The sequence below is a fragment of the Spirosoma foliorum genome (genome assembly GCF_014117325.1).
GTDB lineage: Bacteria > Bacteroidota > Bacteroidia > Cytophagales > Spirosomataceae > Spirosoma > Spirosoma foliorum.
Map to the genome: position 1 here is coordinate 5360225 of NZ_CP059732.1, position 16519 is coordinate 5376743.

The 16519-nt window shown below is 48.6% G+C and carries 7 protein-coding genes; 2 read left to right on the plus strand and 5 right to left on the minus strand.

The features are described 5' to 3' along the window. Positions 1-82: 82 nt before the first annotated feature. Positions 83-1099, plus strand: coding sequence for a GntR family transcriptional regulator (locus tag H3H32_RS22735; protein WP_182457906.1), 1017 nt, complete (start codon positions 83-85; stop codon positions 1097-1099). A gap of 265 nt (positions 1100-1364) precedes the next feature. Next, complete coding sequence (locus tag H3H32_RS22740) at positions 1365-2867, plus strand: Gfo/Idh/MocA family protein (protein ID WP_182457907.1); 1503 nt, start codon at positions 1365-1367, stop codon at positions 2865-2867. A 149-nt stretch (positions 2868-3016) separates the two neighbouring features. Here the strand turns inward: H3H32_RS22740 and H3H32_RS22745 are convergent, their stop codons facing one another. The 5 genes from H3H32_RS22745 to H3H32_RS22760 all read right to left on the minus strand — a co-directional run bounded on the left by H3H32_RS22745 (position 3017) and on the right by H3H32_RS22760 (position 16505). Next, on the minus strand, positions 3017-6280 hold the full coding sequence (locus tag H3H32_RS22745) for an RICIN domain-containing protein (RefSeq protein ID WP_182457908.1): 3264 nt from the start codon (positions 6278-6280) through the stop codon (positions 3017-3019). A gap of 305 nt (positions 6281-6585) precedes the next feature. Beyond that, a complete protein-coding gene (locus H3H32_RS22750) occupies positions 6586-11883 on the minus strand; it encodes a putative Ig domain-containing protein (RefSeq protein WP_182457909.1) in 5298 nt (1765 codons plus the stop codon). A gap of 106 nt (positions 11884-11989) precedes the next feature. Further along, complete coding sequence (locus tag H3H32_RS22755; RefSeq protein WP_182457910.1) at positions 11990-12187, minus strand: hypothetical protein; 198 nt, start codon at positions 12185-12187, stop codon at positions 11990-11992. A 198-nt stretch (positions 12188-12385) separates the two neighbouring features. After that, positions 12386-13585 (minus strand): hybrid sensor histidine kinase/response regulator transcription factor, encoded by a 1200-nt coding sequence (locus H3H32_RS38060; protein WP_309547105.1) that lies wholly within the window; start codon positions 13583-13585, stop codon positions 12386-12388. After that, positions 13551-16505, minus strand: a complete 2955-nt coding sequence (locus H3H32_RS22760) for a ligand-binding sensor domain-containing protein (protein ID WP_309547106.1) — start codon at positions 16503-16505, stop codon at positions 13551-13553. The genes H3H32_RS38060 and H3H32_RS22760 overlap by 35 nt, the downstream gene beginning before the upstream one ends. Between the last annotated feature and the right edge of the window lie 14 nt (positions 16506-16519).

A 16519-nucleotide genomic window follows, 5' to 3' on the forward strand; every position in this document is an offset into this window, starting at 1 on the left:
GTGGTCGTCCCCCAGAGACTTTCCTATACTGTCCTATTTTTTTGACCATAAGAACTATTTTTTTGTACGAAACCAATAACCCATGATTTATCACATAAAGATCAACGACTATTCAAATACGCCTAAATACCAGCAGATTTATAATTCGATAGTCGAAGGCATTGAAAATCGGGATATTCTACCGGGCGATAAGCTACCGTCTATTCACGAACTCTGCGCCGAATTTGATATTTCGAAGGGCACGATTGAGCGGGCTTATGAGCTTTTAAAAGAGAAAGAAATTATTGGGGCCGTAAAGGGAAAAGGCTATTACATCAACTACACACCGACAGGAAACAACCTAAAAGTATTCCTGTTATTCAACAAGTTAAGCGCCCACAAAAAAATCATTTATGATTCCTTCGTCGAACTGCTGGGGCCGGGGGTTGCCATTGATTTTTTCATCTACAACAATGACTTTCGCCTGTTTCGGGATCTGATTCAGCGGCAGGCTCGTAACCATACCCACTACGTCATTATCGGCCATTTTTTCGAAGGGGGCGAAAAAGCCGATGAACTCATCAACAGTTTACCAAAGCACAAATTAATTATCCTGGACAAGCTGGTGGAAGGGATAACGGGGAGCTATGGGGCTGTATTCCAGAATTTTGAACGTGACTTGTATCAGTCGTTAACTGATGCGCTCCCGCTACTGAAAAAGTATTCGACTCTGTGCATACTGTTCCCGTCGTATAGCTATCATCCCAAGGCTATTCTCAACGGATTTTACAAATTCTGCTATGAGCATGGATTTAAAACCAAGGTGATTAATACCGTTCAGAATGAGGTAATTGAACCGGGCCATGCTTATATCAATCTGATGGAAGAAGACCTTGTTGAGCTTATCAAACGCATAAAGGAAACTCCCTATATCGTGGGAAATGAAGTTGGCATTCTTTCGTACAACGACACGCCACTGAAGGAATTTTTGCTGGATGGCATTACCGTTATTTCCACCGATTTTGCTCAAATGGGCCGGACGGCGGCACGCTTAGTCCTGAACGCCAGCGTTGAGCACGTCGAAAATCCATTCCGGCTGATTGTTCGCAAATCGCTTTAATCTGCGGTTTTGTTTTAGTGATGTCAGGTTCTTCAACCTGACATCGTGAGGTTTCTCAAAACCTTACGAGACATCGTAACACGAGGTTTTGAGAAACCTCGCTGCGTCAGGTTCTGAACCTGACGCCACTGAGTACACGATTAAATATCAGAGCTATACACAGAGCAACCGCTAAATCTCCCTCGTAACCGAAAAATCATAATAGTCTATTGGGTAAATTTCGGCGTATATATCCTTATCAGTAAGAACTCCTATTCATTTTCTCATGAATCAGTCAGATAACTCTACGCCTGAGCAGAACAACTCGGGCACCACTTCGAGACGGCAATTCATTCAGGCTAGTGCTTTAGCGGCTACTAGTTTCTTTATTGTACCACGCCATGTACTCGGAGGTAAAGGTTTCATTGCACCCAGCGACAAGCTCAACATTGCCGGTGTCGGTTTTGGCGGTAAAGGGTTCAGTGATACTAATAACTCGTATAACAACGGAGCCAATAACATCGTGGCTCTGTGCGATGTAGACTGGGGCCTCCCCCGTGTTAAAGAAAACTTCACCAAGCACCCCAACGCGAAACGCTACAAGGATTTCCGTGAGATGCTGGATAAAGAAGGAAAAGCCATTGATGCCGTTACCGTGTCGACCGCCGACCATACGCACGCAGTTGTAGCGATGGCAGCCATGCAGCGCGGCAAGCACGTATATGTGCAGAAACCCCTGACACACAACATTTACGAAGCTCGGGCACTAACCGAAGCTGCTCGTAAATACAAAGTTGTGACCCAAATGGGTAACCAGGGCTCGTCCAATCCCCAGCAAAAACAAATGGTGGAGTGGTTCGATAAAGGACTTCTGGGCACAGTACATACGGTGAACCTCTGGACCAACCGTCCTGTGTGGCCACAAGGCATTCCGGTACCAGCAGCAGTGGATCAAATCCCTGTTGATCTGGATTGGGATCTCTGGCTCGGACCAGCTCAAAAAGTGGGCTATACCCCTGCTTATCACCCATTCAAATGGCGTGGCTGGTGGAACTTTGGTGCTGGTGCTTTGGGCGATATCGGTTGCCACATCATGGATACACCATTCCGCGTACTCGGCCTGGGTTACCCAACTGAGGTTGAAACCAGCGTTGGTCAGGTATTCATCAAAGACTGGACACCGGAGTACATTCCTGAAGGTTGCCCACCATCGTCGCACGTGGAATTGAAATTCCCCGCAACGTCTAAAAACAAATCGGTGGTAAAAATGATCTGGGAAGATGGAGGCATTCGTCCTTTCCGTCCAGAGATGTTGCCAGAAGGTGAGCCAATGCCAGAAAATGGTGAAAACGGTGTACTTATCCACGGCGACAAAGGTTTGCTGATCTGCGGCATGTATGGCGAAGATCCAAAACTGTACACCAAGGATGGTAAGAAAATCGTAGGTGATCCGAAGCCAAAGCCAGCTGATGGCTCTAAGCCGTTGCCAGAAAATGGTCACCAGGTGCTATGGACCGAAGCTTGTAAAGCTGGTTTCAACAGCAAAGAGCACAAAGCACTTACGTCGTCTTTTGACTTTGCTGGCCCTCTGACCGAATCCGTTCTGATGGGTAACCTGGCGATTCGTAGCTACAACGTTCGCGCGCCTAAAGCCGACGGTAAAGGCTTTACCTATCCTGGCCGGAAACAACTGACCTGGGATGGTAAAAACATGAAAATCACGAACTTCGACGAAGCGAACCAGTTCGTTAAGCGCGAATACCGCCAAGGCTGGTCGTTAAACGCGTAAAGGTTTTTAACCACAGGTATACAAAGGGCACCGAGGCAGTAAACTATCTCGGTGCCCTTTTTTAATGAATAATGTAAAATGGATAATGCATCAAAGGGCTATCTGCCAACACATTGTCCATTTTACATTATTCATTACCAATTATCCCGTTACCGCTGTATCAACAGCCGCAATGTCGTTGGCGATTGCCCCAAAGGTTTAATTTGAATCAAATACAGGCCTTCTGATAATTGACCTGTATCGAAACGATACGGTTCTGTTGGAGCAGCCTCCAGTTGCGTTTGCTGGAGTGATCGACCTTGAAGGTCATTCAGTTGCAAACTTACAGATTGGCCAATGGCTGAACTGAGGTCAATCAACACATGATCTCTCGCTGGATTAGGCCATAATTTGAATGTTTCCCCTAGTTCTGAAGCACCTACTCTAGCTCCGGCTGGGCACGTCCGTTCCACAATAATCCACTGCTGTTGCTGACCAGTCCCCAAGGTCATCTGACTAATCTGAGCGCCCTCAGCCGTGCTCGAATTGCGTACCGTAATGGCTTTGTTGGAGTTACGATTGATGATGTTGTAGTACCCATCCGCATTGCGTACCAAACGCCATTGCTGATGACTCCCCCCCCAATACGTCCACTGCTCCAGCAATGCATCCTCCGCCGTCGATGAATTGGTCACCTCAATACCTTTCTGGGTGTTCAAAATTTTGACGCTATAGTAGCCACCATCGGTAGCAGCAAAGCGCCAGCCCTGCGTGAGCTGATTGGCGTCGGTACGTTGAGTTAACTTATCGCCATCGTTCTGGGCGCTGGCATCTACACTCAGCACTTTTCCACTAAGCCGGGATATGAGTCGATAGCATTTATTCGCTTCAACCGACGAAACGGAACCTGGCAACAAGGGAATAAGTGGTGTTGGCGTTGCGCTGACTTGCACCCCACCAGACCAGCCATTGCCTGCCTGGGCGTAAACCTGGAAATAATAGAGTTGCCCGCCTGTCAGGTCAGTTACCGTAACCGAATTTCCTGTTCCCTGATAAAGAATCTTTCCGCCCCCTGGCATAGCCGAATTAGTATTCGTGAAGCTTGTGCTGGCATTTCCTGCGTAGCTTACCTCCAGCGGTATATCCGTACGATTGTCGATCACAGTCCCTACAACCAACACATTATCGAAAGGAAGAGTCGGGTTGGTCCAGTTGAGTTGTACACTACTACTCGTCAGCGTGGTAGCCGTCAGTCCCGTAACATTGAGCTTGGACGAATTACAGTCGGGGTAGATCTTGACAGAATCCGTCACCGAGTAGCCACCACCTGCCGCTGTCGCGGTCACAGAGATCAGATAATAGGTATCTACGCCATCACAGCCTACTGGCGGAATAGCGATGGTGTTATCGGCAGTCGTCTTAATCAATTGTTCGTGAGTGCCACGGCGTAATTTCACTTGCCATAAGGGTGGATTGGTACTACCATTGGTAACGGCAGCCGTCAGCCCAAAACTAGTGGCTTTATCAAGAGGGTATTTACCATTATTGACCGGGCTCGTAATTTTAATCGTTGCGGTACTGTTAAGCGAAATCGTAAATACCTGACTTGTGGTTCGCAACCCCTTTGTATCGATAGCCGTGAGTTGAGCTGTATAAGTGCTGATCACACCCGATCCGTGTTGCCCTGTTTGTAAATAGAAGACCTTTACCTGATTAGCTCCGTACAAAACGGTCCCATCGCTAAAACTCCACTCATAAGACAGATTGTCACCGTCGGGGTCATACGATTTGTCGCCAGTAAAGGTCACGCTCAAAGGTGCTGAACCTGTCAATGAAGTCGTTGTGGCTACCGCTACAGGAGGACGATTTGCAGCAACTGCGACTGTGCTCACTTGTACACCACCCGACCAACCGTTTCCTGAATGGGCATAAACCCGAAAATAATAGGGCTGTCCGGCTGTCAGATCAGTTACGACTACCGAGGTTGATGTACCTTGAAAGAGCACCTTACCGCCCCCTGGCAAAACTGAACCAGTACCCGTAAAGCTTGAGCTGGCCGTATAATTAGGCTCTAGCGGTATATCTGTAAGGCCTGATCCTGCCATCCCTACGACCAACACCTTGTCGAAAGGTAGCGTTGGGTTAGTCCAGTTAAGCCGCACACTGTTACTCGTAAGCGTGGTTGCGGTTAAGCCAGTAATATTGAGTTTGGGCGAGTTACAATCGGGATAAATCTTGACAGAATCCTGCCCCGACAGATTGTTATAATCCGTTACTTTCACCGAAATCACGTAATAGTAATCATCGCCGTCGCAGCCCGCGGGCGATATATCAACAACTGGATTAGCACCTGATGTGGTTTTTACAAGCTGCTCACGATTGTTGTGGCGAAGCTTTATCTGCCAGATCTGCGATTGGATACTATTGCCAGCGACCGTAGCACCTAGCGTATAGCTAGTGGCTTTATCAAGGGGGTATTTAGCATTATTGACCGGGCTCGTAATTTTAACCGTTGGGTTATTGTTGTTGAGTTTGACATAAAATGTCTGAACAGGGCTGCGCAATCCTTTACTATCGATGACCGTCAACTGAACCGTATAGTTGAGTACCAGCCCGACACCCTGACTGCCAGCCTTTGCCGTGAATACCTTAACAGGATTGGCTTCCGTAGCATAGCTACTTCCATCGCCAAAGTTCCATTCGTAGGTGATAGGGTCACCATCTGGATCGTAGGATTTGTTGCCGGTAAAGGTCACGCTGAGGGGCGACGTCCCCGTTAGTGACGTAGAGGTAGCAACAACGACAGGAGCCTGGTTAGTGGTAGCAGTGGCGGTACAACTACGCTCTTCAATACTCCACTGCTGTTCCTGCCCCGTTCCCAGTGTCATCTGACTGATCTGGGCACCATCAGCCGTACTCGAATTGCGTACCGTGATGGCTTTGTTCGAGTTACGATTGATGATGTTGTAGTACCCATCCGCATTGCGTACCAAACGCCATTGCTGATGATTACCCCCCCAATACGTCCATTGCTCCAGCAAGGCATCATCCGCCGTTGAGGAGTTGGTGACCTCAATACCTTTCTGCGTATTTAGAATCGTGATGCTGTAATAGCCTGCATTGGAAGTAGTAAACCGCCAACCCTGAGTGAGCTGATTAAGATCGGCTCGTTGGTTGAGTTTATCGCCGTCGTTCTGGGCACTAGCGTCTACACTTAATACTTTACCGCTTAGTCGGGATACGAGTCGATAACACTTACTGGGATCAATAACCGAAACAGAATTCGGCGACGACAGAGTAGCAAATGGGACTGTTGCGGATGGCAGCGACAATCCCAGAACAGTGGTTTGGCTCCCCAGCAAACAGAGGAAACTACTAAAAAGGCCACAGCTGATGGCATACAGCTTAGGCATGTACGTATACATTGTGTTCATAAAGTAATGAGTATGGGTTAGATTATTTGGAAAAACGGTTGATTTTTCCGGACTTTAATTCAGACTTACTAGTCAGGACTGCGTTACATTTTGTGTTTTATTTTATGCATTGAATGGCGTTTAAAGTGGGAGTTAAATACGATGGCAAATAGCACACATGTCCAATGATATACCACCACACTGGTTGCATAAATTAACAATCTGGTTGCACGAGCATCAAAAAAGCCTTATTCTATGAACAGGCTCCTACTTAATAGTAATCTTGCGGAGTAAATTTTAATTGATTCACTCCGCAAGAGTAGGGCCTACAAGCCGCTGATAATTCGGGCGTATACATTGTTGGACAAATTGCCATCGTAGGTCATGGTCAGATCATCGGCCACATTTACCGTAATGCTGGACGTACTACCTGAATTCGCACTCGTTCGGGTGAGGGTAAAGCCTAAACTCGATTCGCCACCTCCACTAATGAAGGTTCCTGAATTCATCGTTAGGCTGAGCTGCCGATTCGCCAATGACTTTGTAACGGTCCATTGCCCGTTATTCACGTTTACTGTACCACTATTCTGTACATCAATGCTGGTTAGGCTGGCAGGAAACGCTATGGTATAGCCAATAGGCGCCGTAACCGTAATGGTCACATTGCCGGAAGACGTGGGTAAGCCACCTACTTCAAACACATTCACCACGAAATTACCCACGGCAGCTGTACCCGATGCGCCAAACTGAGCTTGTGGTAACAGTATGTTCGCGGTTAAATCGGAGCCCCTTACTGGCACATTGGCGGTAGCTTTACATCCATTGGCACCGGTGAGCGTGACCGAGTAGTTGCCGCTGGTGGTTACCGAGATCATAGGCGTGGTTTGTCCCGTCGACCAAAGGAGGCTACCCGTACCGCTGGCCGTGAGGGTGGTACTTGGATTGGCGTTGGTCAGCGTAGCGCTGGTGGGACTAACAGTGAGGGCAGGTATAGCCGTATTGCTGGTAACCGTTGTTGTGGTCGTGCTCGCACAACCGGATTCATTGGCAACTCTAACCGTATAGGTACCCGCTACGGTCACATCCAGTGTATTTGCTGAACCGGATGAGCCTACCACTGTTCCGCCAAGGGTAAATGTATAGGAGTTTCCGCCTGAAGCTGTCAACGTCACGGTAGTCATCGTGCAACTGATTGGGCCATTATTGGTCAGACCAGGAACCGGGAACGAACTCACCAGTACATCGGTCGCAGCTGTTGATGACTGATTATTGTCTCGAACAGTTAGCGTAAAACTCTGGATGCCAGCGCCAGCGGTCGTTTCGTTCAGGCTAAAGGCTGCACCGGATTTTGTACCTGTTGAGGGAGTTCCACTGCCGTTTGTAAGCGTGTAGGTATAGCTCCCTGACACATTGCCTACTGTGGCAGTGAAGGTAACTGTACTCCCTACACAAACACTGCTGTTGACGGCGGCAAAATCGGCAATAGTGGGCGTGTTGTCTGTAATCGCCAGTATATAAGCCGCTCCTACCCCCGAACAGCCGTTCGCATCGGTAGCGCCCACAGCAATCGTAAAACTACCTCCCTCGGTGGGTATACCCGACAGATTACCCGTTGACGCTAAACTCAATCCATCCGGTAATCGACCGCTAACCATGCTGAAACTGCGGGGAGCCGTTCCACCCGATGCCGTAAAATTTTGGCTAAACGCAACATTCGCAGTGCCACTTTTGGTTGCTGGATTCGTAACGGTAATAGTGGGTATCGTTCCAGTAACATTCGTAGTGGTTGTACTTACACAGCCTGTAGCATTAGCAACTCTGACCGTATAGGTACCTGATGTGGTTACATCCACGGTGTTAGCTGTTCCCGGTATACCGACTACTATGCCACCACTCGTGGTGAACGTGTACGAGTTACCGCCTAATGCAGTTAAGGTCACCGCAGGCAGGGTACAACTGATAGGCCCATTGTTGGTCAGACTAGGCGTTGGTAATGAGTTTACGATTACATCGGTAGTTACAAATGCTGATTGACTATTATCGCTGATAACAAGCGTGAAGCTCTGACTTCCCGATCCCACAGAAGTTAGGCTTTGGCTGAAGGTAGCACTAGTTTTGGTACCACTTGTCGGGGTGTTGATTCCGTTCGTAAGTGTGTAACTGTAAGTTCCTGTTACATTACTTACAGTGGCCGTGAAGGTGAAGGGACTGCCCGAACAGACTACATTACTCACGGCTGCAAAATTGTCAATAATGGGTGTGTTGTTCACAATCGTCAGCACGTAAGAAGCGCCCACGCCTGAACAACCATTGATATCAGTGGCTCGTACAGTGATGGGGAAACTACCACTTTGCGTCGGTGTACCCGATAAGACACCGGTGGTCGATAAGTTTAGTCCTGTTGGCAAGCTACCACTGGCCACACTGAACCTACGGGGAGAAGTGCCCCCCTGTGCGCTGAAGTCCTGACTAAACGCTGCATTCTTTACTCCGTTTGCCGTAGTTGGGTTGTCGACAGTGACGGTCGCAACGATGGAGCCTACTGTGGTAGTGGTCGTACTCGCACAGCCAGTAGCATTGGCCACTCGTACCGCATAGCCACCTGCCGTGGTCACATTCAACGTGTTCGATGAGCCCGGTGTCCCAACTACTACTCCACCCATCGTGAATGTATAGGAGGTACCGCCCGATGCCGTTAGAGTTACGGTAGTCATGGTGCAACTGACGGGTCCATTATTGGTCAGACTGGGAATGGGAAATGGGCTTACGGTTATATTGGCAATTGCTGATGCCGACTGACCGTTGTCTCTGATAACCAATGTGTAGCTCTGATTTCCTGACCCGGAAGGAGTCAGATTCAGACTGAAAGCAGCACCACTTTTTGTGCCAATTGAGGGGAGGTTAATACCATTCGTGAGCGTGTAGTTGTAGGTGCCTGTTACGTTGCTGATTGTAGCCGTAAAGGTGAAGGGGCTACCCACACACATACTCGTATTCACGGCTGCAAAATCAGTAATGATAGGCGTGTTATCTGCAACGGTCATAACATAAGATGCTCCTATGCCAGAGCAGCCATTGGCATCTGTAGCTCGTACTGTAATGGTAAAACTACCACCCTGGGTAGGTGTACCCGACAACACGCCTGTAGTAGACAGACTTAAGCCATCCGGTAAACTGCCGCTAGCTAAATCAAAACTACGAGGGGTCAACCCACCACTGGCCAGAAAAGTCTGGCTAAAGAACGTGCCCTGGTTAGCTGTTGTGGTCGAAGGATTCGACACCGATATAGTGGCGGTGTTACCCATAATAACCTGCGTAGCCACTGTAGTACAGCCGTTAGGGGCTCTAACCGTGACCGAATAGGTACCTGCTGCGGTAACGGTCCGGATGGCATTGGTCGTATTGTTGTCCCAGCGGTAAGTACCTCCGCCGGTGGCCGTCAGGCTTAGGCTGGTGGTGGTGCAGGTTATTGTGCTACTGGCTGGAGCCAGAATGTCGGCGGTTGGTGGGTCCGTGTTGCCCATAATGACCTGCGTGGCCACTGCAGTACAGCCGTTAGGGGCTCTAACGGTTACAGAATAGCTACCTGCTGCAGTAACGGTTCGGATGGCATTGGTCGTATTATTATCCCAGCGGTAAGTACCTCCGCCGGTGGCCGTCAGGCTTAGGCTGGTGGTGGTGCAGGTTATTGTGCTACTGGCTGGAGCCAGAATAGTAGCTGTCGGTGGATCTGTGTCGCCAAGGACGGTCGTGCTAGTGGTACTGACACAGCCATTGGCATTGCCTACCATAACCGAATACGTGCCAGGGGTAGTTACTGTTAGGATATTGCCTGATCCGGCCAAAACCTCACCGCTACTGTTGACAAAGGTGTACGATGTACCGCCGGTAGCTGTCAATCGAACACTAGGATCGGCACAGGTAAGGATACCATTGCTCTCTAACCTAGCTGTGGGCAATCCGTTCGATGTGACCCTAAGCGTGGCTGTGCTGCTGCAACTCAGTCCACTACTAATCACCACCGTGAAGGTTTTCACTCCAGAAGTAGTCAGCGTTGCCGACACGGTCTGGCTTGAACTACCGCTTAGTGTGGCACCGGCTGGGCTTATCCAGTTGTACGTGTAGCCACTTCCACCGTTAGCACTTAAACTGACCACGCTCTGGACACAGACCTCAGGCTGATCAGCCGAAGCCTGGGCCAAAAATCCATCCTTACCAACGCCTGTATTACAGAATGTGTCGAAGTCTCCCGCTCCTGGCAGACCTGGATTATTACTTAAGTTAGCAGAACGTCCTGCTCCACAAAGCGCTGTTAATGAAGCCGGGAAGCAACCGCTCAACTGATTAACACTTAAATTAAGGTCAGTTAGGTTGGGCAGAGCACCCAAGGTAGCAGGAATGTTACCCGTTAACTGATTGCTATTTAAATTAAGGAATCGCAGACTCGTAGGCAGATTCGTTGGAATGCCACCTGTTAACTGATTGTTATGTAAATTAATCTCTGTCAGTTTGGTTAGCGTGTTCAGGTTGGTCGGTATGCCACCTGTTAACTGATTGTTATATAAATTAAGTCTTTCTATGTTCTTAGACAGATTAGTCGGAATGGTACCGGTCAACTTATTATCCTGTAACTCGAATCCCTGCAGGCTCGCAGGTAGGCCCGTAGGAATGTTGCCTGTTAGCTGATTCCCACTTACATTAAAGTTTAACAGGCTGGTCAAAGCACTCAGATTGCCTGGAATAGTACCGGTTAACTGATTGGCACTTAGAACAATAGACTGAATGTTGATCATGGTAAGCAAGTTAGCGGGAAGGCTACCCGTTAGCTGATTGTGCTGCAAATCAAGCATTTGCAGACTTGTAGGCAGATTAGAAGGAATGCCGCCCGTTAACCGATTATAATGTAAATTAAGTTCTAGTAAGTTAGTCAGCATAGATAGCTCGGTTGGAATCGAACCCGTCAAGGCATTGTTATCCAGTTCGAGGCCAAACAGGCTGGTTAAATTACCCAAGCCTGTAGGGATGCTGCCACTCAATTGTGAATTCTGGTTAATCTGAATCACGGTTAAACCTGTGAGCATGCTCAGACTACCTGGAAGGCTACCCACCAGGTTATTATTGGTTAACGAAACCTTACTTACCCGTCCATTATCGCAGGTCAGGCCAAACCAGGGACTACCATTATTACCCGTGCAGGGGTCTGTACCGCTACCCCAGCCTGTATGGTTGGTCCAGTTTGGCCCATTTGTGCCATTGTACAAATCCATCAATGGCTGGTAATCAAGCGTTGAGAGCGGGGCGGCTCGTAAGCTGGCCTTGGTATCGCTGATTTTCTTTCCCCCATTTTGAACTATCTCAAACGAGATTCTTCCGTCTGGGTGCTCAATTTTCGGCCCATCGCTGGTCAGCCAGCCATAGCGTAAAAGCCAGTCAGCTCCTCCGCTACTGTCCGTTTGTTTAGCCAATGTGCTATCGACAGTGGTTGAATCGGTACTGGCATCAATCATGGATATACCAGAATCGATGGGTTTCCCCTGAGCGAGAAAACCGACGCAAAGCAGCGTAATCAGCAGGCTTTTCACCCGCCAAATGGTACAATGACTGAACTGTAAAAGAGAGATCATAACGACTATTGACTAAGGATTTAAGATTTTTGGAGACAGTCGATTCCTGTATCCGATCGATTGACGGGAAGAAAAGCAGAAAGATGTATGAAGCGGAAAGCGTTTATCAGTTGGCGAAACCGTCAGGAGCAATATCCTGAACTCCCTCGGTAGTGGTATAAGTGCGGCAACAAGGGAGATACAACCTGGTGTTTCGTGTTGAGCCGGTTACTCGCACAGCGTCGGGTTGTTTGAGGCTATTAGTACGTTTGGCACAGCCCAAAATAGGAGAGGCTGTCCATAGATTGAGGTAGAAATGGTTCATACGTTGGTGGTTGAGTCGGCTTGAGATTTAGCGATAAATTGCCCCGGCAAGTACCACACCTGGCGTCGCAACCGCCACCACATATGTTGCATTGTTTGTCAATTTGGGTGCATCCAACAAAAAAGAAGCCCGATTCTGGGCTTCTTGATGACTAAACTTCCTTGTTAAGATACGGATTTTGATTTTTTGTAAATTATACTACATAAGTGATGATTCGTCTTTTATAGTCCGCCCGTTTGTTGTTTTGCCATATTGCGAGGGCAACGTCTGGTAGCGTTCCTGAAATACTTTGGTAAAGTAAGATGGGTTATCAAACCCGACGGCGTAGGCTATTTGCGTTACGCTCTCCTCACCCTCAAGTAGTAATTCGGTCGCTTTAGTCAGCCGTATCTCCCGAATAAAGTTAGTTGGGCTGGTGTCAGCTATAGCTTTCAACTTCCGGTTAAGCTGCGTGCGACTTAGGTTCGCAGCCTCGGCCAACGATTCCACATTAAATGTGGGCTCACTCAGATTTTGGTTAACGATGGCCGACAGCCGGTCGAGGAATTTCTGGTCGGCTGGGGGCAGTACTGGTGGTGCCCCGGTGGTCGTCGAGGTTGCTGATGGCTCTTCGCTGGCAGGAGTCTGGTGGCTAAACCAGTAATACAGTCGTTCACGCTGCTGAATCAGGTTGTTCACCCGCACCCGCAGTTCGGTCGGGTTGAAGGGTTTGATCAGGTAATCATCAGCTCCTACTTCGAAACCCACAATACGATCTTCTACCCTTGCCTTAGCCGTCAACATGATCACTGGAATGTGACTGGTGACTTCCTGAGTTTTCAGCGCTTTACAAAAGCCAAACCCGTCGAGTTGGGGCATCATCAGATCGCAGATGATTACGTTCGGTAAATTAGCCGTTGCTTTTTCCAGTCCGTCCAGTCCATCTTCGGCTTCAATGATGTGGTAGTCCAACTCAAACACAGTCCGTACGTATGCCCGAATGTCGGCATTGTCATCAATAATGAGCAGAATGTTATCGGTTACCGGAGTTGGCAGAGTCGTATCGGTCAAAATTACCGGGAGGTTATCGCTATGTTCTGCCGTTTCCATCATCTCGAAGCCATCTGCCACCGATTGCTGTTCAATACCTGCCAGCGGCAGGCGAACCGTGAAGTTCGTGCCTACTCCCTCTGTGCTTGACACGGCGATCGTGCCCCCAAGTATCTTTACCAGCTCGCTAACCAGCGATAACCCAATACCAGTGCCTTCGTAGGTTTGCGGTCCGCCCATGCGGTTGGCTTTAACCTGATAAAACCGCTCGAAAATGGTCGCCAGATTCGCCGGGGCAATACCAATACCCGTATCCTCTACCGAAATGACTAATTCACCGGTTGAGGACGGGGGGCGGATAGTCGACATGCAGATGGACCTGCTTTCCCTCTGGGGTGAATTTGAAGGCGTTTGAGAGTAGGTTGGTTACTATTTTCTCGATTTTGTCATGATCGAAACTAGTCTGAAAATGGGCATATTGCTGTGAGAACGAGAACCGGATTTGTCGACTTTCGGCCAATGAGCTGAACGAACTGGCCAGGGTTCGAAAAAATGTAGCCATATCGCCACTTTCCAGTGTTGGCTGAAGTTGACCCGCCGATAGTTTACTCAGATCGAGGAGCTGGTTGATCAGGCGGAGTAGCCGATTACTGTTCTGTTCCATTAAATTCACAACTGATGCCGTTAACGTGACCACATTTTCCGTCCGAAGCTGTTCTTTTAATGCAGTCAATGGACCAAGAATCAACGTCAGCGGGGTGCGAAACTCGTGGGAAATATTGGTAAAGAATTGCGTTTTCAGTGCATCGAGTTCCGCCAGACGGCTGGCCTCTTTCTGCTCAAAAATCACCTGCTGCTGCAACAACCACCGTTGTTTCTGGAACCGATATAGCTGCCAGACAATAACAATCGCCCCAAGTATATACAGCAAATAGGCCCACCAACTGCGGTAAAATGGCGGATGCACCCGAATCTGCAAGTCGACGGGCTTACTCCATATCTGACCATCGGTCGAGCCCATCACATGAAGGGTGTAGTTACCATCAGGCAATTGGGCATAGTTCGCAAATCGATTCGTACCGGCTTCCACCCAGTTCTGGTCAATGCCCTCCAGTCGATATCGATATTGATTTTTGGCCGAATTGGCATAATCCATTACGGCAAATTCCAGAGTTACCAGATTCTGCGTATACGACAAATCAAGCCGCTGCGTTTGCTCTATACTTTCTGGCAAGATGCCGTCTGAGGCACCCACCGCAACAGCCTCGTTATTGATTTTTAGCCCAATGATCTGAACCGGGGGAGCCGATCCGGCAGTTGTAGCCGCCACGTCTTTAGGTTGAAACGCGGTTAACCCGTTTACGCCCCCAAAGAGTAACTCACCCGATGCGGTTTTAAGAAATGAACCCGTATTAAATTCATCGTCCTGAAGCCCATCGGCCTTGGTATAATTACGAAACCTGAATGTCCGGGGATTAAACTGGGCCAGCCCCCGATTGGTGCTCATCCAGAGATTTTTAAACTCATCTGTCAGGATTCCATAGACCACTTTGTTGGGCAAGCCCTGGGCTTCGGTGAAATGCCGAAACTGCCCGGTTTGTTTATCAAGTCGTTCCAGCCCGCCCCCCTTGGTGCTTACCCAGAGGTATTTCCCAGGCTGATCAGGGTCGTTGATGGTACTCGACACAAAATCGTTACTCAGACTTTCCCGCTTAGTAATATCATTTTTATAAATCGAAAAAGCCGGGTTCGACTGTAGATGATCGACCCGGATAAGGCCACTCTGGGTACCAATCCAGCCTGTATCAGCTCCATCGAAGTACAGAGAATAGGTTTCGACTTCGGCGGCTTGTCGAGGCAGCAGGTTCTGGTACGAAAATACAGTAAAGGTTTCGGTTACTGGATTGAATTTGAGGAGTTTCCCATTCATCGCTCCAATCCAGAGATTCCCGAATTTGTCTTCACGAGTTTGATTACCATACAGACCAAACGCCGTACCGGGCGGCAGCGGATACGTTTTGAGCGGTTGCCAGTTCGGCGAAAACTTAACGAGCTGATGGATATGTGGATCGGCCTGGACGTTTGCTATCGAGGCCCAGAAAAACCCCTGATGATCCTGCATGATGTAAGCTGGCCGATCGGATTGAGTTGTGCCGCTTTTACTCAAAAAAGATTTCCAGTTGTTAGTAGAGCGGTCTAACTGGCCATAATCAAACTGATTTCGCACATAAGTCTGACCCCGTTGATCCTGAAATAGATATGAGAGTGAGGTATTGGGTAAGTAAGCCTGAAACTGCTTGATGCGCGGGCTGAATTTTCGAAGTCCATAACCCGCTGTACCTACCCAGATATTCCCGGTTTTATCGATCAGGAGTTTGGTAACTGCAAACACATTTGGCGGCATAACGGCAAATGCATTGCGTTCCGACAGATTATCCTGCGCGTAGAGTTGGGCGGGCGACATAAGCCACAAAAAATCGGGTGTTGCTACGGCAACCGTTTGAGGATTAAGGGCATCGAGATACAGATTAAAGTTTTTAGTAGGCGGCAACTTGATCACCTTTCGTTTGGTCTGCTGCCAGCCAACGAGTGTATCCGAACTGAATCCAAACCAGTAGTCAGGTTGTTGCCCGTCGGGTGTTGCCTGGAACAGGGTGGCTAGTGGACCGAACCGCTTACTTTGCGAATAGCCAGTCGGTTGTCGCCAGTTCAGTGCGTATAATTCTCGGGCGGCACTAACCACCGCCTGTCCATTGTCATGAAATCTGATTCGGGCGGGAGCACTGCCACTGCTTGGGAATGAAAACCGGCTGAATTGGACCTGGGATGTAGCATCATCCTGTTGAGGAAACCCGTTTTTCAGCGCGTCAGTCAAGGTAATTTTAACGAGTTTATTCTGGCTGGTGCCTACCCAAATGTTGCCTTCTGGGTCTTCGGCCAACATACTAATCTCGAAATTGCCCGCATCAGGTAGAGCCGGATCACTTAGATCTATATGATAGAATCGTTGGGTTCGATCATCGTATAAATTAAGCCCCCGATTTAAGGTTCCTATCCATAAACGCCCCTGACGATCAACCAGTAAGGTCGAACAGCCATTGGATGACAGACTAAATTTATTGTACGCGTCGTGGGTGAAAACCGTGAAATTATAGCCATCATAGCGATTCAGCCCATCTTTAGTCGCTGCCCATATGAAGCCCTTATGATCTTGTTTAAGATCATAAATCATTCCTTGCGACAAGCCTTCAGAGATTGTAATTTCCTGCCAGCCCTTAAGTTGAGCCAATATTGAAAACGGTA

What these genes read in the sequence shown, in the direction of transcription:
- H3H32_RS22745 (WP_182457908.1), bottom strand. Translation starts at nt 6,280, where the DNA reads ATGAACACAATGTATACGTACATGCCTAAGCTGTATGCCATCAGCTGT.
- H3H32_RS22755 (WP_182457910.1), bottom strand. Translation starts at nt 12,187, where the DNA reads ATGAACCATTTCTACCTCAATCTATGGACAGCCTCTCCTATTTTGGGC.
- H3H32_RS38060 (WP_309547105.1), bottom strand. Translation starts at nt 13,585, where the DNA reads ATGTCGACTATCCGCCCCCCGTCCTCAACCGGTGAATTAGTCATTTCG.
- H3H32_RS22735 (WP_182457906.1), top strand. Translation starts at nt 83, where the DNA reads ATGATTTATCACATAAAGATCAACGACTATTCAAATACGCCTAAATAC.
- H3H32_RS22750 (WP_182457909.1), bottom strand. Translation starts at nt 11,883, where the DNA reads ATGATCTCTCTTTTACAGTTCAGTCATTGTACCATTTGGCGGGTGAAA.
- H3H32_RS22740 (WP_182457907.1), top strand. Translation starts at nt 1,365, where the DNA reads ATGAATCAGTCAGATAACTCTACGCCTGAGCAGAACAACTCGGGCACC.